The following is a 23,050-nucleotide window of genomic DNA, read 5'->3' as shown; positions in this document are numbered from 1 at the left end:
GTACCCTACAGGTAGACTTTTTTTTAGTGTCTACTCTATAGGGTACATTTTATTCCCCCCACTGGTTTTTTGACCTATTATTTTTGCTTTACAAAGTCCATTACGTAACGAATATATTTATCATCTCTTGCAAGCCATACTCCATAGTTTCTACGTAGGAAGATTTCTCCTTGCAAGAAGGTAGAGAATGTTTGTTGGAGCTTTGTTCTCTTCTGGTTGATGGCCCACTGGTTTTTACTCACCTGATAAAGGAAGAACACCTCATCCTGTTTGTTTTCAAATAGAGTTCCAAGTGGAGAATCCTTTTTATTGTATTCGTTCTTTTTCGGATCTTCTCTTAAAGGCTCTAATGTGAAAGTTTCTAAGCAGTAATTTTGGTATGCTTTATCGGTTAAGTTACAGCCAGACGCCTTTACATGACCACCACCGCCATATGTGCCTGCCACTTTTGATACATCTACATGATCATGAATGGTACGGAAACCAAGTTTTTTTCCGCCAATATTAACAATTGCTATGTAATCTAAATGAGGATATTCCTTTCCAAGCTCATTCCCTAGTTCAGAATGGTATTGTTCAGCATAAACAACCCCAGCGTATAAACCATCAATCTCTTTTTGAACGAGCTCACGTCGTTTGCGGCGAATGTATCGATCAATTTTCTTTTCTTCCATGTCTAGTATTTGTGTCTCTAGCTCATCGAAAAAGAAATGCTCATTTGCCTGCAAACGGGTAACCATTTTTTCAACAAATTCATCAAAAGAAATAAGATAAAAAAGTGCATTTAAACGTTGTGCTGCTAGATTATTGTTTTTTTCCCAATCCCAAGTGTCATATTGTCTTACTAACTCAACAAATTCTGCAACTGCTGGTGAGGGATTCATGTATTTATTTTGGAGAAGGTATTCATATAATAAAGAAGTGGCACTAGTCAACGTTCCATCCTCATCTTGGACAGAAACAAATCCCCATTCAAAATCATTTAAATGAAGAGCTGTTTTATGATGGTCAATAAGTTGAACTTTTCCACCTTTTTTATAATAGTCATCTAGTCGAATCGTATTTTCTTCATTGACAGACAGATCAGTAATAAAGAGAAAGGTATCTTCTATTTTTTGATCTAAGAACTTTTCTACTTCTTGGTTCAGAAAAGAAACGGAATTATATCGAATCTCTACGTCTTCTCCGAATGCAAGTTTTGCGATAATGCCGCAGCCGACTCCATCTAGGTCATTATGCGATAATAGTTTGTACATTTTTTTCACCCCTGCCCAATAGTATAATCTAATATGGAAAAAATAGAACAGCTAATAGCTAATTTCTTTTAAAAAAAACTGCTAAAAGAAAAAAGGTGTCTCAAATAGGTTTTCAACCAGTTTCGAGACAGCCTTGATATCGTTATTTCAAACCAATGTATACACTTTCGCCGTCTATTTGAATTTCTTTCATATTCTCTGTTCTTTCAAAGTAAAACTTATGGAGAATTACCCCTTTATGGATAAGGGTATCATATTCCACAAGTGTTTTTTGAAAAGCTTTAGAACCATCGATGTATAAATCAATTTTTTTATCGATAGGCAGATTCTTCTCTTTTCGCAAATCCTGGATAGACCGAATGAGTTCCCTGATATTACCCTCTTTTTTTAATGTTTCTGAAATCGTAGTATCAAGCATCACGGTAAAGTGTTTAGTAGTAGCCTCGTGATAACCAGGTAAATTCGTCTTTTTATGGAGTACTATTTCTTCTCCTGTTAAGGTAATGCTCTCTTTATTTTCTAGTTGAACAGATAAATATCCTTTATTTATAAAGAAATTTATCTGTTCTTCTGTAGCGTTTTGCAATTTATCGTTTACACTTTTTACATTTCTTCCTAGCTTCGGTCCGGCTTTTTTAAAATCAAGCTTTAAAGAATAGTGAACATACTCATCTGCAGAATCTAACCAGTTAATCCCTTTTACATTCAGCTCATCCTTGATAATTGATTCAAACTGTAAAAGCTCTATGTTCTCCGTATTGTTTGCCGAAACAATCAGTAAAGTTGCTAATGGTTGTTTTGTTTTGATTTGATACCGATGGCGAAGGCTTCTTCCTAGCTCCACTACCTCTTTGACCTTTTCCATTTGCTTCTCTAATTGCCTTTCTCTCCATCCCGAAATAGTAGAAGGGAAGTTAGTTAAATGAACACTTTTCCCTGTTAAGGCAAGATGAATGCTTTCAGAAGTGAAAGGAATAAAAGGAGCAAGCAATTGTGATAAGTGAATTAATACAGTATATAGGGTTTGAAATGCAGACACCTTGTCATCTGACATTCCGTCTATCCAAAATCTTTCACGATTTCTGCGAATATACCAATTGCTTACATCATCCATTAATTCACCCATTTTTCTGGCTGCGTTTGTCAGCTGATAGTGTTCCATTTCGGTTTTTACCACTTTTGTCGTTGTTGCTAATCGAGAGAGAATCCATCGATCCATGATAGGAATGCTTTTGACCTTTGGCAATTCCGGGTCAAAGTGATCAATCTCAGCGTATAGAGAGTAGAAATGAAATAAGCTTAGGAATGTATCAATCATTTTTGATTTTGCTTCTTGGACATTTTTTTCTGAGAATCTTTTTTGATTCCATGGAGCACTATCTGCAACTAGGGCCCATCTCAAGGCATCTGCACCATATGTTTGGATAAGCTCAACAGGATTTAACGCATTGCCCTTGCTTTTAGACATTTTTTGTCCGTGCTCATCTAGTACATGCCCTGTAGCAACGACATTTTTATATGGCACTTCCCCTGTATAAAGGACAGATACTGCTAATAAGGAATAAAACCATCCTCTTGTTTGATCAATTCCTTCTACTACGACATCTGCCGGGAACTGTTGTTGAAATAAATCGCCATTTTCAAATGGAGTATGATATTGGGCAAATGGCATGGATCCACTATCGAACCATACATCAATAACCTCTGGTGTCCGGTACATATCTCCGCTGCAGGATGGACATGTAAAGACAAGGTCATCTACATATGGTTTATGCAATTCTAATTCATTAAAGGGAACTTTAGCATATTGTTTTACTTGTGCAATGCTTTTTGGAGCAACTTCCTTTTGACAGGAAGTACATTGCCAAACGTTTAAAGGAGTTCCCCAGTATCGATTTCGGCTAATATTCCAATCGACTAAACCATCGAGGAAGTTTCCGAAGCGCCCATTCTTTATATGCTCAGGATACCAATTTACTTCTTGATTTTTCGCAACTAGCAATTCTTTTGCAGCAGTTGTTTTAATAAACCAGCTTTCTGTAGCATAGTACAAAAGGGGTGTGTCACAGCGCCAGCAATGTGGATAAGCATGTTCATATTTCTCTTTATGAAACAACAGCCCTTTTTGATGAAGCAGTTTGATTATCTCCACATCAACCTTCCCATCTTTTACAAAGGTGCCGGCTAATGGGGTAATGCTTTCCTTGTATCTTCCCCTTTCATCGACAACATGAACAAAAGAAAGATTATTTGTTTGCACAAGACGATAGTCATCTTCTCCGTATGCTGGAGCGATATGGACAATTCCTGTTCCGCTATCGTTTGTGACGAAATCGCCATGATGAATGGTGTGACCTTTCTCCACTTGTACGTATGAAAATGGTGCTTTATAGGAAAGCCCGAGTAAGGATGAGCCTTTCAATGTTTCAAGTACTTTCCCTTCTGTGCCGACCACTTGCTCCAATCTATCTTTAGCAACGATGAATATTTCTTCCCCTACTTTTACCTTTACATAGTCTAAATCTTTATGCACTGCTAAGGCGACATTTGCTGGCAGTGTCCACGGGGTCGTTGTCCAGCCAAGTATATACTCATTTTCTTTTGTAGCGAGCTGAAACTTTACCGTTGCACTCAAATCCTTTACATCTTTATAGCCTTGGGCCACCTCATGGGAGCTTAAAGAGGTTTGGCAACTAGGACAGTATGGAGAGACCCGATGCCCTTTATACAGCCAGCCTTTTTCGTGAATGGTGCCAAGGATATTCCAAACCGATTCGATATATTCATTGCTCATGGTCATATAGGGATGATCCATATCAACCCAATACCCTAATTCTTTCGTAAAAGTTCGCCATTGTTTTTCATAGGAGAACACACTTTCTTTACATTGTTCGATAAAAGGGATAACTCCGTACTTCTCGATTTCTTGCTTTCCTGAAATCCCGAGTGCTTTTTCGACCCCTAATTCAACAGGGAGTCCGTGCGTATCCCAGCCTGCTTTGCGAACGACTTGTTTCCCGTTCATTGTTTGAAATCGGGCGATGATATCTTTGATGGTTCTGCCAAGCGCATGGCCGACATGTGGAAGGCCATTAGCTGTTGGTGGTCCTTCGTAAAATACGAAGGTGTCATTGTTTTTGCGCTGTTCGATTGATTTTTGAAAAATTTGTTCTTTTTCCCAGAAAGCGAGTATTCTTTTTTCACGAGCCCTGTCTGTTTCTTTTTGTTTTTCCATCTATATCCCTCCATTTATTAAATAAACATTCCAGTATAGAAAGATATTTTTAGGAAATAAAAAACACCCGTCCCTATTGAAAAGGGACGAGTGTATTATTCATAACCCGCGTTACCACCCAAATTCTGTTTGGCAAAAAGCAAACAGCGCTTAGTCAACGTACTATCATACGTGTTCCTTTTAACGGTGGAAATCCGTCAAGACTTACTAAATGTTCAGCCTTGCATCTCAGAGATGATTTTTCGGCTTCCCGTTTCCTTACTGGCTTTCACCATACCCAGCTCGCTAAAAAGGAACAAAAAAAACGTACTTTTTCTCTTCATCGATTTCTATGAATTGGAATGTTTTGTATAGGATAGCACTTTTAAATGGGAAAAACAAGAGATATATGCCTATTTTTCCTAAGGAGAAATGCGCTATAAATAGGAGTATTTAGCCACAAAACTGTCATAGTATCGAGATTAGGATTTTGTTAGAATGGTAGGTAGTGATTATTAGGCTTGAAAGGGAGTAGAGAGATGAAGAAAGTATTAAATATAGCCTTCTTTTATGCTATTTTAGGGTTAGTTAGTGGTGTTTATTATAGAGAGTTTACGAAAATGAGAGATTTTGCAGGGGAAACCCAGCTCTCCGTTGTTCATACGCACTCATTTGCCTTAGGAATGATGATAATGCTCATCGTCTATTTATTCTGTTATACGATGAAAATACATACACTTAAAAATTTTGATGTATTCTTTTATTTTTATAATATTGGTGTTCTATCAACGATTACGTTAATGATTATTAGAGGGACCTTGCAAGTACTAGAGTTTGATTTATCAAGTGGTTTAGATTCTGCTATTTCTGGAATTGCAGGACTAGGACATATCGCCGTTACTATCGGATTAGTGTTGTTCTTCCTTCTATTGAGAAGAAATCATAGCGAAAATATTCGTACAAAGTAAAAAGGCTGTTTTTCCGAAGCGGTTTGGTAGGGAAGCTGCTTCGGAAAAACAATAGATAGTGTAGTTAAGATTTTGCCTCTTTGTTTTTATTATCGTTTAGATAATGGGAAAGAGCCAATAAAGGGAAAATTTTATTATAGCTATGATAGTAAATATAGAACTGTTTTGGTAAACCAATGCCTGTTGGATAGGTGATTGCATGTGTGTCTTGTTTTTCTGTTAATAAAAAACTGATTCCCCTTTTTACTTCTTTGCTTTCCCCTTCTCCAGCCGCAATTAAGGCATCAACAGCCCAAGCAGTTTGGGATTCCGTGCTAAATGGTAGAGAAACATAGGTTAATTTTTCACAGCTCCTGCAAGACTCCCCCCAACCACCATTTGATTGTTGGATCTTCTTCAGCCAAGCAATTGCTTTCTTGATCGCTGGGTGATTTACTTTGATACCAACGGCTGTTAACCCCGTAATCGCTGCCCATGTACCGTAAATATAACAAACACCCCATCTGCCATACCAAGAACCATCTTTTTCTTGATTATCGATTAGAAAGCGGATAGCTTGCTTTACATGAGTATGTTTGTAGTTTAGTTGGGCAAAGTTTCCCAGGTATTCTAGTACTCTTCCGGTTAAATCAGCAGTAGAGGGATCCACTGCTGCATCCTTTGCATTGTCAATTGGTACCAATTTGAGGATTTCCCAATCGGTATTTTTTTCAAATGCCCCCCACCCTCCATCTTTATTTTGCATCGATAATAAATAGGTGGTGCCCTTTTGCCAAGCGTGATGAACAGTTTGATTCGTTGCGGCTGTGACGGTTAAGGCACGCAAAACGGCAGACGTATCATCATTATCTGGATTATTCGTGTTAATGTCAGAAAAACCCCATCCTCCTGGTTCCGTATTTTGGTTATGAATCTGCCAATCACCTTTTTTTGTATGTTGTTTTGCTAGCAAATAATTCGTTGCTTTATTTATCGTAATAGAATCTGTAGACATACCTGCTTGCTGTAATGTATAGCTAATTAAACCTGTATCCCAAACAGTGCTAGTAGAATTCTCTAAGTGACTTCGTTCGCCCGTTTTATCGATAAGGGATGTGAGACCAGAAACTGCCTTTTGAATAATAGGTGAATTCTTTTTATAGCCGAGAGCAAGCAGCGCATAAATCATAAAGAAAGTAGCGCTCGCATAACTGTAGAGAGTCCCATCCTCTTCTAATCGATCCAACATATATTTTTCTCCATATTGAAAGCCTAAGTGATGGAGATAGGCTGGAAGCTTTCCTATGCGTTTCATTTCTTTCCATAAGAATGTAAGGGGAGATCGGTCGTCTTCTAGGTGGGCATAGGATGGATAAAGGGCTATATCTCTTGTAAATAGGTCATCTAGCTGTGGCTTGGTTTTTGTTTGGATAGTGAATTTTTTATTAGCCGCTATTAACATTGGAATAAAGTGAATGCGAGCATAGGAGCTAAACTGATAGAAATTAATGGGCTGAAAGGTTGGCAAAAGTAAAAATGTCATCGGAATGTATATCATATGGGACCAAGGGTAAAGACCATTCACCGAAAGCATCCACTTTATCATAAAATGAGCCTTCGCTAGTCCGCCGTTTTTTAAAATAAATGCCTTCGCTTTTTTCATTTGTTTATCTTCCTTCGAATAAAGACCAGAATATAAAAGAGCAGTATAAGCAATAATGGTTGCAGATAGATGTCCAGCAGGTTCATCCCTATATGCCTTCCAGTACCCTTCTTTATGCTGGGTGCCCCGCAATGTTTTTACTAAAAGACGGATATGTTCTTCCTCTGTTTGAATGTTTAACGCTCGAATCGTAATGATATAAAAAGCATCGGTCATTATGCTTCCTTGAAAGCGGAAATGAAAAGAACCGTCTGACCGCTGTAGTTCGACTAGCTCTTGGATACGTTTTTGTTGTTCCTGTTCAACAGAATGAAGAAATGTATTCAATAAAATCACCTCAAAAAAACGTTGTATTAATAAACTTTATGCATCCTAAGGAAAGTCGTATTCAGAAATATTTATATTTTCTTTTTTTTGTGGTTGAAATTGGAAGAAGAGAGGGATATAATAAAACATAATTTAATCGAGCGAACATGTTGATCAGAAGGAGTATCCTAAGAAGTTTTTTCGAAAGAGAGCAGTCGGTAGCTGAAAAGATTGTGCAAAAGCCTTAGGAGAAGACATCTGTGAGTGTTACTTTGAACGTTTTTTAGTAGAGGTAACCGGCTATCACCGTTATGATACAAGTGGTTTCTGTATGGAACAATTTGGGTGGTACCGCGGATAATCCGTCCCTTTTATAGGGGCGGATTTTTGTTGTTTTTTGGGATGAATTTTACTGTTAAGAAAGTATAAGTTTTTTGAAGTTAATTTGGTGTCTAGCTCTGGGCACTTAAGAGCTTTTCTTATAAGGAGGTGAGTACCATGGACGATGATGATGATAACGATATGAATCGAAAGAATTTACTAAACGTAGGAGGAATAACGATATGGAATCTTCAAAAAGGGTACTCATCTCTGAGTGCGAACAATTTATTGGGGAAGAGATTGTTTTAAAGGGCTGGGTGAAGAAAATTCGCCAGCTAGGAAAGGTTGGATTCTTGTTATTAAGAGACCGCACTGGGTTGATTCAGTGCGTATTAGAGCAAGAGCAGAATCAGGTGAAGATCGAGACAGAAAGCATCGTTCAAGTTACTGGAACCTTTGTTAAAACAGATAAAACAGCAAATGGAGTAGAACTTCAAGTAAACGAAGTGCTGGTACTAGCAGAAGCTGACCCTTTGCCATTTGAAATTAATAAGAAAAAACTGAATGTAGGCCTAGATCATTTATTAAATAATCGCGTATTATCTTTACGGCATGAACAAATAAACGCAATTTTTTCGATTCAATCTATGTTTGTAAAAGGTTTTACAGAGTTTTTAATAAAAGAAGGTTTCACTCAAATTTTCACTCCGAAAATCGTTTCCCAAGGAGCAGAGGGCGGAGCAAATGTTTTTACTTTTAACTATTTTGATAAAAATGCCTATTTAGCGCAATCACCTCAATTCTATAAACAAATGATGGTCGGAGCAGGCTTTGAGCGAGTGTTTGAAATTGCTCCCGTATATCGAGCAGAAGAGCATAATTCATCAAGACATCTAAATGAATATATTTCGCTAGATGTAGAAATCGGATTTATTGAAAATGTGGACGAAGTAATGGAGATGGAGAAGCAGGTTCTTCAATATACTTATCATTATATAAAGAAGCATTGTCAGAAACAATTAGACGTACTTCAGGTCGAAGTACCAGTGATTAACGATATTCCCAAAATGACATTAGCAGAGGCACAGCAGTTATTAAAGGAGATATATCAAAAGGAATCGCCAGAAGGCGACTTAAATACAGAAGGGGAAAAATGCATCGGAAGCTATGTAAAGGAGAAGTACGGAAGTGATTTTGTTTTTATAACTAACTATCCGAGAGCGACAAGACCGATGTATACGATGCCAAATAAAGAGAATCCCGAGCTTACAGATTCCTTTGACCTATTATATAAAGGGAGTGAAATTACTTCAGGCGGACAAAGAATTCATCATCAAACAGAGCTAATTGCTTCTTTTAGAGAAAAGGGACTAAATCCGAATGAATTTAAGGCATATATCGATTCATTTGCATATGGGATTCCGCCGCATGGAGGGTTTGCGATTGGCTTAGAACGAATCCTTATGAAGCTTCTAAACTTAGGTAATATTCGAGAAGCAAGTGCTTTTCCTAGAGATTGTGATAGGCTTATTCCGTAAAATAGAAAGCCTGCTGGGAAAAGCAAGTAATTATTAAGAAAATTAGCTCCTTCCTCGTACATTTGTAGGTTAATTTGGGTGAAATGTTTAGTGAGAACAGAACCCATATCAGAGCTACATGATGAAAGGAGCTAATCTTATTATCGATAATTTCCTAAAATTTGTAGATTGAAACGTCTTATTTTTAAAATTTTTGGACAATTTTTGTGGAGATGGTTTCTTTTCTATGTAGAAAAGGTATATAACAAGGAGATAAATTTATACATAGTTGGAGGGGGAACCATATGCTAGAAGATCTAGAATTAGTGCTTGATGCAAAAGCAGTGCTTGGAGAAGGGCCATGCTGGGATTTTCGAAACAATATTTTATATTGGGTAGATATTGAAGGGAAAAAAGTACATATGTATAACCAAATCTCTGGTAAGCACAAAAAGATACAACTAGACCGAGAAATTTCGGCTATTATCCCTTGTAAAACAAAAGATACAGAATTTATCGTTACATTAGATAATGGCTTTCATTTCTTAAATATAGAAACGGGGCAGCTAGAGTTTATTGCTGATCCAGAGCAGAATATAGAGCATAATCGTTTTAATGATGGGAAGTGTGATGCTTCTGGCCGTTTATGGGCAGGAACAATGTGTAGAGATGGCAAGACAAAAGATGCGGCACTTTATTGTCTTGATAAAGATGGGAAGTTGACGAAAAAAATAAATCAATTGAGAATTTCGAATGGAATGGCATGGACAAGTAATAATCACTATTTATACCATATTGATACACCTTCTCAAAAAGTAACACGATATGAATATGATATAGAAACAGGAGATTTAGGAAAAGCAAAACAGATTATTGATTTTTCCGAGGAGGAAGGATTCCCAGATGGTATGACAATCGATAGCCAAGAAATGCTATGGATTGCTCATTATGGCGGAGGTAGGGTGTCCAGATGGAATCCAGAGAGCGGAGAGAAATTAGGTGAAATTCGCTTGCCTGTTCCAAATGTGACTTCTTGTACATTTGGAGGAAAAAAACTAAATGAATTATATATAACGACAGCAAGATCAGGTTTGGATGAAGAGGAGCTAAAAAAGTACCCTCAATCAGGAGGAGTATTTAAAGCCAAGCTAGATATACCAGGAGTAAAAACTTATTTATATCAAGACTAATCTTGATTGTTGAGAGGGAGATTTTAATTAAGATTAGAAAATAAAAAAGAGAGCTGATCAAAAAGGATACTCTCTTTGATCAGCTCTTTTTCATTTTACAACTAATACTGGACATTTTGCCCTTTTGATCACTTTATGACTAACGCTTCCTAAAACCATTTCTTGCAAGGAATTTAAACCGCGACTACCAATTACAAGTAAGTCAAAGCTGTTTTGATTAGCATACTCGACAATAATAGGCCCAGGCTCTCCATGAAGAAATATTAGTTGATAAGCAATGTGGTTGGATTGTAAGTATTCTTCTATCGATGCGAATTTTTTACGCCTAGCAAGTTCTAAATCAGCCGTTCCTTGTGCATGTAATACATCATATTTCGATTGAGAAATATTTAGGACATGGACAACTGTAATTACTGGGTTCTCCTGAAGGGAAGCTAATTTTGCTGCTTCTGCTGTCGCTCTTAAGGAGTTTTTTGAACCATCAATTGCTAATAGAATAGTAGAATACATTATTTACGCTCCTTTTTCTGACTTAGTGATCAGATATTTTAGCATGTGGTTTTTGAAATACAGCAAGTTTATCCACAATCTTTTTACTAGCAGAATCTAAGCCAGTAACGGTAACTGTATTTTGATTCTCTTTCAGCTTTAAAGCAATTTTATCAATTGCACCAACAGCAGAATCATCCCATACATGGGATTTAGTAAAATCAATGGAAATCTGTTTATTTTCAATGGTTGTATCAAATGCTTGAACAAAGCTATCGACAGAAGCAAAAAATAGTTGTCCTTCCACTTCATAATTGTATCCTTGTGGCGTTTCCTGTTTATGCATCTTCACATGGGAGATCTTTGCAGCGAATAAGACAGCACTTAAAATAACTCCAGCAATAACTCCTATTGATAAATTATCGGTTGCTACAACAATTATCACGGTTACGAGCATAACGATTGCGTCTCCTTTTGGAGCAGTAACTAAATACTTGAAGGAAGACCAGTCAAAGGTACCGATACAAACCATAATCATGATTCCAACTAGGACAGGCATTGGAATTTGTACAACGAGACTTCCTAATACCATTATCAAAAACATAAGAAAAGCACCTGCAATAAATGTGGAAAGTCTCCCTCTTCCGCCAGACTTTACATTGATAACTGACTGACCAATCATCGCACAGCCAGCCATTCCGCCAAAGAATCCTGTAACGATATTAGCAATTCCCTGTCCTCTTGCTTCTCTGTTTTTATTGCTATCTGTATCTGTCGCGTCATCCACGATAGAAGCTGTTAATAAGGATTCTAATAGACCGACAATCGATAAAGCTAGCGCATATGGAAAAATAATCGCTAACGTTTCAAAGGAAAACGGTACATTTGGAATAAAGAAAGATGGCAAGGATTGCGTAATTTTTCCCAAATCGCCAACAATAGCTACATTAATATTTCCAAAAATAGCAACAGCAGTTAAAATAATAATAGCAATTAGCGGTGCTGGAATGACTTTTATAAATCGTGGCAAGATATACACAATTAATAACGTGATGATTACAAATAAATAAGTAATATTGGTTACGTTAATAAGATGTGGCACTTGAGCCATAAAGATTAAGATGGCTAAAGCATTAACAAATCCAATCATAACCGCTCTAGGGATAAACTTCATTAATTTGGCAATCTTTAATACGCCGAAAAGAATCTGAATAAGCCCTGTAAGGATTGTAGCAGCAAATAAATAGTCTAATCCGTGATCTCTGACTAATGGCCCCATCAACAGTGCCATTGCTCCTGTTGCCGCCGAAATCATACCAGGTCTTCCACCTGCAAATGAGATAACTACAGCCATAGTAAAGGAGGCATATAATCCAATCATTGGATCAACCCCAGCGATAATGGAAAATGCAATTGCCTCTGGTATTAATGCAAGGGCAACGACCATTCCTGATAAAATATCCCCACGGATATTTGAAAACCAATCCCTTTTTATGTTTTCAATCAAATGATTCACCTCAATATCTTTCTGTTTGATACAAAGTAGTCTACCATGGATTTTCCCAAAAAGGAATATGTTTTGGGAAAGTTTTTACAAGGAGTGAATTTCTATCTATAATAATTAGATAGATAATGTTGGAGGCAATTAAAATGAAATATGGTTATATGCGACCTACTATTGCAGATACTAGCTGCGACCAGCAATTAAAGATGCTTGAACCAATTTGTGGGCAAGTATATATAGAAGAACATGATTCAGCAAAAGATAGAACGGAGTTATTAGCGTTACTTCAAAATCTTTCCGAAGGTGACAAAATCGTCGTAGGGCAGTTATTTACTATTGCAGATTCTAGTAGGCATCTAATGGAGCTGTTAGAATTGCTAGATAGGAAAGGTGCTTATTTGCAGACACTAAAGGAAGAAATTGATACGGAAAGAAAGAGAGAATATTCGTTGTCTAAAATGCTGAACCATTTAGTAGAGTTCCAGAATGAGATTATTCGGGAAAGAACAAAAAAAGGGATGGAATATGCGAGGAAGCATGGGAAAGCAAGTGGCAGACCTAGAAAAGCAGATGAAAATGTAAAAAAAGCAATCGAGATGTACCAATCAAAAAAATATACGTTGAAAGACATTAAAGAAGAGACAGGTATTAGTAAGTCTACTTTGTATAGATATTTAGAGAATTAATGGTGAGCGTCCTTTTTAAGGAGAAAAAGAGGGATCATTCTTCTTAGGAAAGATGAAAGCTGAAACGGTCGTTCATTCCTGAAATGAACGACCAAACAGAGTAGAAAATACCAAAAACAGCTTTCGTTAAACTACGAGCCTACTTTGTCTTTAATAGCTGCTTAATAATGGTGCCTAAAGAACTTCCGCCCATAAAAGGAGCTAGCTTTGTTAGTGACTGTGGAGAAATTTTATCAGCTTCAATATTGGATAATAATTGATCGATTGCTTCTTCTTCTAAAAAAGGAGCGAGTTCGATTAGCTGCTCTAATTCTATTTCTCCATCCACAGCTTTATTCACTAGGTCATTAAACGTATCCTCGCCTATAAAAGGGGCTATTTTTTTTATGAGGGACCATTCCCCCTTACTTGCTGCAATGGAAACTAATTGACCAATTGCTTCTTCTTCTAAGAAGGGAGCCAAGCCAATTATATGTTCCTCCTTAAGCTTATCATCTATTCCTTGCAAGACTAGGTTATTTAAAGCTTTATCACTTATAAAAGGAGCCATGCTTGTGATGAACTTCCAAGTTAATTGTCCATTTTGTACTTTCGGTATTAAGCTGTCAATATACTCTTCATCTAAGAAAGGTGCAAGCTGGACCAATTCCATTGGCTCGATTGATTCACTAATCACTTGATTTGCAATGGAATATAATGCACTGGAAGAGACAAAAGGAGCAATCCGCTGTATACTCTTCCAATCTTTTGTCTCTGCTGTTGCTTGCATGACGATTTCATCTAATGCTTCGGTTGAAAGAAAAGGAGCTAGATGAACAATGGTGTCTAAATCCCAAGCATTGGAATCCATTTTTTCAGATACTCTACTTAATTGACTAGTTTTAATAATAGGGGCGATATCAATAAGCTCCTTTACGTCGGCAGCTCCTGAATTAATTAAATCCGCTACTTCCTCTGTTTTGTCAGCCGATAAATGTTCAACCATTTTTCCAAGATGCTTGGAAGGTTCTGTTTGCTTAATCCCTCCATTCATTAAGAGATCAATAGTAACCTCAAATTCATTAGCAATAATGGGAATAGTCGTAATATCAGGAAGTGATTCTCCTCTCTCCCATTTGGATACTGCTTGGTGACTGACATTCAATTTATCTGCTAATTCAACTTGCGTAAGATCCTTTTCTTTTCTTAATTTCGATATATAGGCACCAATTTTTCGTGAATCAACCATACTTGTCATCTCCTTTACTTTTCCAGTGCGCACTGTCTAATTTGATACTAGCATACTTGCCAAATCATGCCTATCAACGGTTAGTTGAATATGCAAAAAATAACGATTCTACTGGTGGTAGAATTGTTTTGTAAAAGAAGATCTCTAGCGGAAATCAATGCATTATTAGAACACAAAAAATCCACAAAGAGTATCAACTCCTTGTGGACTATTAAAATCTTACACTAATACGCCTTCTTTATATTCTTTCGTTAATGTTGGCCAGAATTCTTTATTTGCTTCAATTAAATCATCAAGGACTGCTTTCGCTACTTTAGCAGAAGGTAAGGTTTTATTTAATGTGAATGCTTGTAATGCTTTTTCATAAGAACCTTCCACAATGGCTTCCACTAAAATTTTCTCTGATGCTAATTGTTGGTCAATCATTGCTTTGTAGAAGTAAGGAATGTCTCCAACAAATTCAGGTTTAGGACCATCACTTGTAATAAGCGCAGGCACTTCAATCATCGCATCATTTGGCAAGTTTGGAATTGTTCCATTGTTTTCTACCATTACTAAATATCTTTTTCCTAGATTTTGAGCAAGAGATACTGTTACATCTACAATAAATGTTCCGTGTACACCGACTGCAAAGGAATCTTCTAAAATACCAGTCTCTTCATATTTATCTACTGTTTCAAACAATGTTTTTTCACGGCCATCCATTACTTCGTTCGCACGAGTGTATTCCTTATTTGAAGTTTCCACAATATGATCTGGGAACAGATAGTATTGTAAATATGGATTCGGCAGATATTCTGGAAAATGATCCATGATTAGTTTAATATTCTTAAAGGTTTTAATCCAAGAAGAATCTGCATGACGATAGTCAATTTTTGAAACATCTTCTGTTAGTAATCCATATTTATATACATGCTCACGAATCTCTGGCAATCTTTCTACACCATCAACTTTAATACTTGTAAACCAGCCAAAGTGGTTTAAGCCAAAGTAGTCAACGTCTAATTCTTCTCTTTCTACACCGAGGATTGCTGCGATATTACGCATTGTTGCAACCGGCATATCACAAATATTTAAGACTCTTGATTTTGGTCGAAGTTTACGAACACCTTCTGCCACAATGGATGCAGGGTTTGAGTAGTTTACAATCCATGCTGTTTCTTTTGCATATTTCTCTACATAGTCGATAAGCTCAATCATTGGAGAGATGGTTCTTAGCCCATACGCTAATCCGCCAGGTCCACATGTTTCTTGTCCCACTACATTATGAGAAAGAGGAATTTTCTCATCGAGTTCACGCATTGCATATTTTCCAACTCTCATTTGGGCAAATACAAAGTCTACATCTTCAAACGCTGTTTCCGGATCTGTTGTATCAATTACTTTAATTTTATCTGTATATTCTTTGATAACGGCCTTCGCAGCTACAACCACTTTCGATTGTCTTTCTCCATCAATATCGTAGAAGCGAATTTCAGAAAGTGGTAGATCTTCTAATCTGTCCATTAAGCTACGAATAATTCCTGGTGTATAAGTGCTTCCTCCGCCTGCAACTGCTAATTTATATGTTTTCATCTTAAATTCCTCCTAATTGTTGGTCTACTTGATCTCGAACAGATTTGACATTTAAACCATAAACGACTTGAACGTTATTTCCGGATTTAATAATTCCTTTTGAGCCTGTTTGTTTTAATGTTTGTTCATCCACTGCATTTGGGTCTTTTAAAATTAAGCGTAATCTTGTATAGCAATTATCAACATTTTCAATATTTGCTTTTCCGCCTAATGCATCGACGATGGTCGCTCCTAAAGCAGATGGCGAATTGTTTGCTGCAACACTAGATGCAGCTGCTTCTGAATTAGCTAATTGATTTGTATCGGTTGCTACCGTATCATCTTCTCGACCTGGTGTTTTTAAATTCAATTTAAGAATTAAGAAGCGGAAAAGAAGGAAATAGATAGTTGCCATTAATAATCCTACTAAGATAAACATTGGCCAGTTTGACTTGGTTGTTCCAAGCGGTAAATTATATAGCAAGAAATCAATAAATCCATTTGCGCCAATTGCATGTACGTTAAAGATACTTAAGAGCATCATACCCACACCAGAAAGAACAGCGTGTAGGACAAACAAGATTGGTGCGGTGAAAAGGAAAGCGAATTCTAAAGGCTCTGTAACTCCTAGTAAGAAGGAGGTAAAAGCTGCTGGAAGAAGAATCGCTTTGGCGATCGTTTTCTTCTTTTTATCTGCAGTTACGTACATTGCTAGTGCTGCTCCCATAAGTCCAAACATTTTGCTTAAACCACGAGCATCCCAGTTAACCGTACTGCTTAAAACTTTAATGCTTGAATCTGCCATTTCCGCAAAATAGATATTTCTAGCTCCATAAATAATTTCGTTTCCGATATTTGCAACTCCACCTAATTCTGTGTACAGGAATGGAGTATAGACTAAGTGATGCAGACCAGTTGGGATCAGGATTCTTTCTAAGAATCCATAAATAAGTAATCCAACTACACCTAAATTTTTAATGCCGCTTGCAACTGTTGTAATGCCATCTTGGACGAATGGCCAAAATTCTGCGGCAAGTGCTCCTAAGATCATAGCACTAGGAATGGCTAAAATAGCAACGAAGCGATGTCCTGAATAAATGGCCATAACACCTTTGAATTCTGTATCACAGTACTTATTGTGCAAAATACCAACTAAAGCACCTAGAAGAATTCCGGAGAATACTCCCATTTCCAACACTTGAACATTTAGTACCATTGCTTGACCAGATAATTGCATTTGCTCTGGTGCTACTAAGCGACCAGTTAGATTTAATATTTGATGCATAGCATTTATGAAGATAACAAATGTTACTAGCCCGGTTAAGGCAGCGTATCCTTTATCTTTTTTAGCTAAGCCAATCGGAATGCCGACTGCAAAGATTAAAGCTAAATTCTGCAAAATGGATACTGCAGAGGAAGAAATAAATTTCCCCGTATTTTGGATAAGTGGATTTTCTAAAAACGGTATATATTGAGCAAGATTTCCGTTTCCAAAAACATTACCAAATGCAATAAATAGACCGATAATCGGTAAAATGAGAATTGGTGCAAATAAAGATTTACCGAAGAGCTGCAGACCATTTACGACCTTTTTCATCTATAAAACCTCCCTTTGTTGGTAAGCGTTGTCATATCTCTTTAATAACCAAAGTATATAATTGAATAGGTAATTTTGAAAGGGGTTGCAATCATTGTGTACTATGTCTTTCAATCCTGTAACATGTTACAAGACTTTAAGGAAAGATAATAACGAAATAGAGAGGATGTTTTAGAGCATCCTCTATTTGACTGTATATAAAAGGAAATGGCTTTAATATTCTTTAATAATACCTCTTTTAATTGCTACGATTAAAAGTAAATCAATGAGCATAAACATATTGGACTCATAGGAGGTTACTTCAAATTCTTGTTGAGACTCGATAGTTGGATCGAGGACGGTAAAGACAATATCAGCAATATTTGCGGTTGAGCTTTTATTATTTCCAGTAAAAAGAATTGTCTTTACGCCTTTATTCTTTGCAATTTTCACTTTCTCTAATACTTTAGCTGTTTCACCGGAGCGTGAAAAGGCAATGAGTAACTTGTATTTTTGTATATTATTGAGAAAAATTGCTCTGCTGTCACTTGTTGTTGTATTGGAAACATAATAACCAAATAACTCTAGCTTTTTGGCAAAATAGCTAGAAAAAAGGGTAGAGAAGCCTGCCCCATAAAAGTAAATCATTTTATTTTCACGAATTTGTTCAAGAAACTGTTCAATGCTTGTTTCATCTAGGGAATCAATTGTTTGTTTATAATTTTGTTTAAAGGAAGAAATCGCATTTATTAGTGGCTGATGGATACTATCCACGTATTCCACTTCTTGATCAAGCATTTTCGTGACTTTTAAATTTAGATTGTAAATAAATTCACTATAACCGCTAAAACCGAGCTTTTTACAAAGCCGGATAATTGTTGCAGTAGACACAAATAGATCATTAGCAGCTGCTCGAATGCTTAACGTTTCTCCTGCTAATTTCTTCTGAATGAGGAAATGGATGATTTCTTTCTCCGCCTCAGTTAGGTTTTTATCATTCGCATAATCAAGAAAAAGCATATCTATATTTTTCAAGCTAATCATCAGTCCTTGTTCGTATTTTCGTCTTGTATGTATTCCTTTATTATAATGAATATGTTGACATTATGTTTTGCTATTTTTCAATGGATAAGCATAAATCCTAAGAGGATGCCAATACTACTAAACACAATGTGAATTCTGGAGGTTTTACTTCGTGTCCCAATCAAATATCAAACTAACATCCTCAGAAATAGCTTCCCTGTGGACATCGTATATGAATAATTGTATGTCTAAGCAAGTTCTAACGCATATGCTTCAGCATGTAAAGGATCGAGAAATTTCAAGTGCACTTCGTTTTTCTTTTCAGTTTGCCCAAAAACAAGAAAAGCGTTTTATAAAAATTTTTCAAAAAGATGATTTCGCCATTCCCCATGGATTTACAGAAGCAGATGTTACTACCAATGCTCCTGCATTATTTACAGAAACCTTTTGTCTAGCATATATTAACCAAATGGCGAAAGCTGGCTTAGTTGCTTACGGGGGATTCCTTGCCATGAGTACAAGGGAAGACTTGATTGCCTTTTTTCATCATGGATTACATAATACTTCAAAGCTATATCATTTAACGAACGCTATATTAGAAAAAAAGGGATTGTTAATTCGAGCACCTCATACTTCTATTCCCAAGAAAATTGATTATATAGATAACAAAAAATATTTGAGTGGTTTCTCTTTGTTTCATAAAAAAAGACCCTTAAATGCAGTGGAAGTTTCGCATCTTTTTATGAATTCTCAGACGAACAATATGGGGGTGAAGATTACATTAGCCTTTGCAAAGACTACTACTAATAAAGATGTACGGGCATATATGTTAAGAGGAAAAGATATTTCCCAAAAGCATTTAAAATTGTTTATGGATGCTTTAGTGGATGAGGGGATTCAAAGTCCGAATTCTTCGGAGATAGGGATTACTGATTCTACAGTACGTACATTTTCAGATAAGTTAATGATGTTTCATATTAGTTTATTAAGCGCTTCTGGGGTTGGAAATTATGCATTAGCAGGAGGTGCTAGTCAAAGAAGTGACCTTTTGCTCAATTATGAAAGATTGTCGATGGAAATTGCTCAATATGCAAAAGATGGAGCAGATTTAATGATTGAAAATAATTGGATAGAACAGCCTCCTCCAACTATACAAACATAATTAATGAGGGGGGCTCGAGAATATGAAAAAGGGAAATCCTTAAAGATGGAGTTTCCCTTTTTCATATTTTATGCCTCTAGTTCAGTGGTACGGTTTTTACTGTTCCTTTTTACAGTGTGAGCGCTTTCCTCCAGTATATACATTACCGGTAATTGAGAAGTTATATTCGACTCTCCAATATATACCTCTGTCACATAATAGGCAATGTTAATATCGGATATTTTTGCTAATTGGCAGTTTTTGCTGTTGGTAATACTGATGATGTTGCAGCCTTCTAACTTTAATTGATTGGCGAGGTGTAGCGTGTGATCCGTTTCCCCAGAAACAGATAATATAATTGCCGTACTGTTTTTAAGCTCTTTACTGTTAATTGGATAAAAGGGGTCTTTAATAAAAGTAGAAAATTTTCCTAAGCTTGAAAAGTACCTTGCTCCATACTCTGCTAAAATTCCAGAACTTCCTGTTCCTACAAATATGACTTTATTCGATTGGAGCACCATTTCAGCTGTTTCTTGTATGTATGTTTCAAAATTGCCTTTCATGGTTCGTTCTAAAAACTCAGAAAGGTAGTATTTCGTTGATTTTAAGTTTTCTTGATCATTTCTATCTAAATATAATTTTAATTTAATCTTAAACTCGGAAAATCCATCACAGTTAAGTTTTCTGCAAAATCTTAGAATACTAGATGTGGAGACATGGGTTTCATCAGATAATTCTCTAATACGCATGTAAATAACCTTATCAATATTTTTGGTAACATAGTTATAGAGTAGCATTTCGAGATCATTAAAGGATTGGATCATTTCATTTGTGAACAAATTTCTTCCTCCTACTCTAAATGTATTTTTCCTATATTCCCCTCTTAACGGACAGTATGACTTTCCCCTCTTGCTAATGAGAATTCGAGGAAGATAGGTGGCAGATCAACTGTCCATAAAGGTTCGATTGGTTTAACCATCAGTGAGGGATGAAGAAAACCCCACTGATGGAAGTTTCACTTTATTATAAAACAGGTTGTGACTAAAATGTAACAATTTCCTTCTGAAGAAAAAAGATACTAAGTGTTTATTTTTTCTTGTTTTATATTTGAAAGCGTATACAATTTAGGTGGGGAGGAGAAGAAGATGTCTTCAAGTATGCATTACTTATCTTCATTTATATTCAAGCATGACAAAGCGCAATAAAAGAGGGCAGTGGCTTAATTGGATATTGTACTTATTCCTTTAAAGATCTATTAATCTGGGTTTAACAGCTAACAAAAAGTCGAGGAAACATAAGGAAGGAAAATAATTGTTTTTTGGTTTTAAAAATAGGGAGGGAATAAAAATGAAGAAATTACTTTTAGTATGTGCAGCAGGAATGTCCACTAGCTTATTGGTAAACAAAATGAAGGATGCGGCAAAAGAAAAAGGAATGGTTCTGGAAATTTTTGCATTGCCAGTATCAGAATGTCAAAAAGTAGCTCATGAAGTGGATGTTGTGTTATTAGGACCACAGGTTCGCTACCAAAAACCACAGGTTGAAGAAATTATAGCTGGAAGAGTACCAGTGGAAGTAATCGATATGAGAGCATATGGAACAATGAATGGAAAGGCGGTATTAGAAAGAGCATTAGAATTAATGGCCTAATGGATATGTGATACGCACCTAGAGGAGCCTCAAAACAAAACATTTTTTTACTGTAGAAATAATGATAATTATATAGGGGGAGTTATAATGGGTTTTATGGCGGCCTTTGAAAAGTTTGCGGAGAAAACGTTAGTGCCTGTTGCATCAAAATTAAACTCACAGAGGCATATAGTTGCCATCCGTGATGCATTTATTCTATCTTTTCCTATCACGCTTGCAGGTTCATTAATTGTCTTACTAAACTTTGCCGTTTTAGCTCCAGATGGCTTTATTGCTAAAATATTATTTTTGCATAAATTATTTCCTAATTTAGCAGATCTACAATCAGTTTTCTCGCCAGTTTTAAATGGATCTGTTAATATTTTGTCTATGTTTATTGTCTTTCTCGTTGCTAGAAATATGGCAATTTCCCTTAAAGCAGATGAATTATTAAGCGGACTTACAGGTCTTTCTGTATTTTTCATTATTTATCCACCTTATACAAATGTAGAAGGAACCAATTTCTTAACGACTCAATGGGTAGGTGCCCAAGGATTATTCGTTGCATTAATCGTTGGATTATTAGTGGGAGAGCTTTTCAGTAGATTATCTAAGTCAAAAAAGTTGCAAATAAACATGCCTGATTCTGTGCCTCCGGCTGTTTCTCGATCTTTTAAGGTATTATTTCCAATTATTATTATTACTGTTTTGTTTGCGATTGTAAACGCTTTGATAAATGCTGTTTATCCAGATGGACTACACGGATTTATTTATGCGGCGATTCAAACACCATTAAAAAGCTTAGGTACAAATATTGTCTCTCTAGTCATACTTGCAATTGTTTCTAATTTGCTATGGGTATTTGGTATTCATGGTCCCAATACGATTGCTGCAATTCGTGAAGCAATGTTTGCAGAGGCAAACTTAGAAAATCTTAACTTTGTTGCGGAGCATGGAACAGCTTGGGGAGCTCCATATCCTGTAACATGGGCGATAAATGATGCTTTTGCGAATTATGGCGGCTCAGGAATGACCCTTGGATTACTCATTGCTATCTTTATTGTTGCGAAAAGACAGGATTACAGAGATATTGGGAAACTATCGATTGCACCAGGGTTATTTAACATTAATGAACCAGTTATTTTTGGTTTACCAGTAGTATTGAATCCCATTTTAATCGTGCCGTTTATTCTTGTTCCTGCCATTAATATTATTATTGGCTATGTTGCCATTGTATCAGGATTAATACCGCCAATTGCTTATTCCGTACCATGGACTACTCCAGGGCCACTAATTGCCTTCCTTGGAACGGGCGGAAACTATATTGCGCTATTACTTGGATTTGTTTGTTTGGCTGTTTCTACCCTTGTATATTTACCATTCGTCATCGCAGCAAATAAGGCTAATGCAGTCAGCTATGAAGGACAAAAAAGTGATTCGGATGTCTCCATGTAAAGTATCAGTAGATATGAATCAATATACTATCCAATTTTTCTGTGGACAAATAAACTATGTTCGGTCTTTTTTTGAAAATTATCAAGATGATAAAGTTAGGACAGATGTAGAAATTATTAATAAAATAAAAGCAAATATACAGGTAGAATCAGAGTTAAGTATAACAGCAGCACAATCCTATCTGGAAAAAATTTTTCAACAATCTAAATATGGTTGTGCCCTACATTTCCAAACCAAGGCTTTAATGGAAGAGTAGGAGTAATAATGGATATACAAAGCTTTTAGGTGCTCAGTTAGAGAGCACCTATTTTAATGGTAAAGGATTATTTTTCTGATTTTTAAAGAGTATAT

Annotated in this window: 18 protein-coding genes and 2 other annotated features; of the genes, 8 read left to right on the top strand and 10 right to left on the bottom strand. The window is 36.3% G+C overall.

The annotated features are described in order from the left end of the window. Positions 1–77: 77 nt before the first annotated feature. Together RTL21_RS07685 and ileS are read right to left on the bottom strand one after the other, a co-directional pair. Positions 78–1,256 carry a DHH family phosphoesterase gene (locus tag RTL21_RS07685; RefSeq protein ID WP_312094936.1) on the bottom strand — a complete coding sequence of 393 codons (1,179 nt, stop codon included), beginning with the start codon at positions 1,254–1,256 and terminating at the stop codon, positions 78–80. Positions 1,257–1,398: 142 nt separating this feature from the next. Beyond that, positions 1,399–4,491: an isoleucine--tRNA ligase gene (gene ileS / locus RTL21_RS07680; RefSeq protein WP_312094934.1), complete on the bottom strand. Its 3,093-nt coding sequence runs from the start codon at positions 4,489–4,491 to the stop codon at positions 1,399–1,401. A gap of 79 nt (positions 4,492–4,570) precedes the next feature. Beyond that, positions 4,571–4,823 (bottom strand) — a binding site (T-box leader). 186 nt (positions 4,824–5,009) lie between these two features. Here ileS and RTL21_RS07675 point away from each other — a divergent pair. Next, positions 5,010–5,438 carry a DUF2871 domain-containing protein gene (locus RTL21_RS07675; RefSeq protein WP_312094932.1) on the top strand — a complete coding sequence of 143 codons (429 nt, stop codon included), beginning with the start codon at positions 5,010–5,012 and terminating at the stop codon, positions 5,436–5,438. A 64-nt stretch (positions 5,439–5,502) separates the two neighbouring features. Here the strand turns inward: RTL21_RS07675 and shc are convergent, their stop codons facing one another. Then, a complete protein-coding gene (shc, locus tag RTL21_RS07670) occupies positions 5,503–7,407 on the bottom strand; it encodes a squalene--hopene cyclase (protein ID WP_312094930.1) in 1,905 nt (634 codons plus the stop codon). A gap of 140 nt (positions 7,408–7,547) precedes the next feature. Next, positions 7,548–7,759, top strand: a binding site (T-box leader). Between the two features lie 190 nt (positions 7,760–7,949). Here shc and aspS point away from each other — a divergent pair. Continuing rightward, positions 7,950–9,245 carry an aspartate--tRNA(Asn) ligase gene (gene aspS, locus RTL21_RS07665; RefSeq protein WP_312094928.1) on the top strand — a complete coding sequence of 432 codons (1,296 nt, stop codon included), beginning with the start codon at positions 7,950–7,952 and terminating at the stop codon, positions 9,243–9,245. Positions 9,246–9,529: 284 nt separating this feature from the next. Beyond that, entirely contained in the window at positions 9,530–10,414 is an 885-nt protein-coding gene (locus RTL21_RS07660) for an SMP-30/gluconolactonase/LRE family protein (RefSeq protein WP_312094926.1), read from the top strand. Positions 10,415–10,504: 90 nt separating this feature from the next. Here RTL21_RS07660 and RTL21_RS07655 read toward each other — a convergent pair whose 3' ends face one another. Together RTL21_RS07655 and RTL21_RS07650 are read right to left on the bottom strand one after the other, a co-directional pair. Then, on the bottom strand, positions 10,505–10,924 hold the full coding sequence (locus RTL21_RS07655) for a universal stress protein (protein ID WP_312094924.1): 420 nt from the start codon (positions 10,922–10,924) through the stop codon (positions 10,505–10,507). A 22-nt stretch (positions 10,925–10,946) separates the two neighbouring features. Next, complete coding sequence (locus RTL21_RS07650) at positions 10,947–12,410, bottom strand: SulP family inorganic anion transporter (protein WP_312094922.1); 1,464 nt, start codon at positions 12,408–12,410, stop codon at positions 10,947–10,949. 143 nt (positions 12,411–12,553) lie between these two features. Here RTL21_RS07650 and RTL21_RS07645 point away from each other — a divergent pair, with 143 nt between their 5' ends. Further along, positions 12,554–13,093 carry a recombinase family protein gene (locus RTL21_RS07645; protein ID WP_312094920.1) on the top strand — a complete coding sequence of 180 codons (540 nt, stop codon included), beginning with the start codon at positions 12,554–12,556 and terminating at the stop codon, positions 13,091–13,093. 139 nt (positions 13,094–13,232) lie between these two features. Here the strand turns inward: RTL21_RS07645 and RTL21_RS07640 are convergent, their stop codons facing one another. The 4 genes from RTL21_RS07640 to RTL21_RS07625 form a co-directional block, all read right to left on the bottom strand. After that, positions 13,233–14,321 carry a helix-turn-helix domain-containing protein gene (locus RTL21_RS07640; RefSeq protein WP_312094918.1) on the bottom strand — a complete coding sequence of 363 codons (1,089 nt, stop codon included), beginning with the start codon at positions 14,319–14,321 and terminating at the stop codon, positions 13,233–13,235. A 219-nt stretch (positions 14,322–14,540) separates the two neighbouring features. After that, a complete protein-coding gene (locus tag RTL21_RS07635; RefSeq protein ID WP_312094916.1) occupies positions 14,541–15,896 on the bottom strand; it encodes a 6-phospho-alpha-glucosidase in 1,356 nt (451 codons plus the stop codon). 1 nt (position 15,897) lies between these two features. After that, positions 15,898–17,472: a PTS transporter subunit EIIC gene (locus tag RTL21_RS07630; protein WP_312094914.1), complete on the bottom strand. Its 1,575-nt coding sequence runs from the start codon at positions 17,470–17,472 to the stop codon at positions 15,898–15,900. A 213-nt stretch (positions 17,473–17,685) separates the two neighbouring features. Then, a complete protein-coding gene (locus tag RTL21_RS07625) occupies positions 17,686–18,495 on the bottom strand; it encodes a MurR/RpiR family transcriptional regulator (RefSeq protein WP_312094912.1) in 810 nt (269 codons plus the stop codon). A 151-nt stretch (positions 18,496–18,646) separates the two neighbouring features. On the opposite strand from RTL21_RS07625, the gene RTL21_RS07620 reads away from it, so the two are divergent. Further along, complete coding sequence (locus RTL21_RS07620) at positions 18,647–19,636, top strand: DUF3231 family protein (RefSeq protein WP_312094910.1); 990 nt, start codon at positions 18,647–18,649, stop codon at positions 19,634–19,636. A 68-nt stretch (positions 19,637–19,704) separates the two neighbouring features. Here RTL21_RS07620 and RTL21_RS07615 read toward each other — a convergent pair whose 3' ends face one another. Further along, positions 19,705–20,454 (bottom strand): MurR/RpiR family transcriptional regulator, encoded by a 750-nt coding sequence (locus tag RTL21_RS07615; protein ID WP_312094908.1) that lies wholly within the window; start codon positions 20,452–20,454, stop codon positions 19,705–19,707. Between the two features lie 508 nt (positions 20,455–20,962). On the opposite strand from RTL21_RS07615, the gene RTL21_RS07610 reads away from it, so the two are divergent. The 3 genes from RTL21_RS07610 to RTL21_RS07600 all read left to right on the top strand — a co-directional run bounded on the left by RTL21_RS07610 (position 20,963) and on the right by RTL21_RS07600 (position 22,955). Then, complete coding sequence (locus tag RTL21_RS07610) at positions 20,963–21,265, top strand: PTS sugar transporter subunit IIB (RefSeq protein ID WP_312094906.1); 303 nt, start codon at positions 20,963–20,965, stop codon at positions 21,263–21,265. An 87-nt stretch (positions 21,266–21,352) separates the two neighbouring features. Beyond that, the gene (locus RTL21_RS07605) at positions 21,353–22,699 is read left to right on the top strand and encodes a PTS sugar transporter subunit IIC (RefSeq protein ID WP_312094904.1); all 1,347 of its coding nucleotides are present in this window, start codon (positions 21,353–21,355) and stop codon (positions 22,697–22,699) included. Continuing rightward, positions 22,677–22,955, top strand: a complete 279-nt coding sequence (locus tag RTL21_RS07600) for a hypothetical protein (RefSeq protein ID WP_312094902.1) — start codon at positions 22,677–22,679, stop codon at positions 22,953–22,955. Before RTL21_RS07605 ends, RTL21_RS07600 begins: the two co-directional genes overlap by 23 nt. The last annotated feature ends 95 nt before the right edge of the window (positions 22,956–23,050 follow it).

Source organism: Niallia sp., from assembly GCF_031978665.1.
In the GTDB taxonomy this organism is placed as follows: Bacteria; Bacillota; Bacilli; order Bacillales; family Cytobacillaceae; genus Niallia.
The sequence above is the reverse complement of the archived record's forward strand: the minus strand, read 5'-3'. Positions and strand labels throughout refer to the sequence as shown.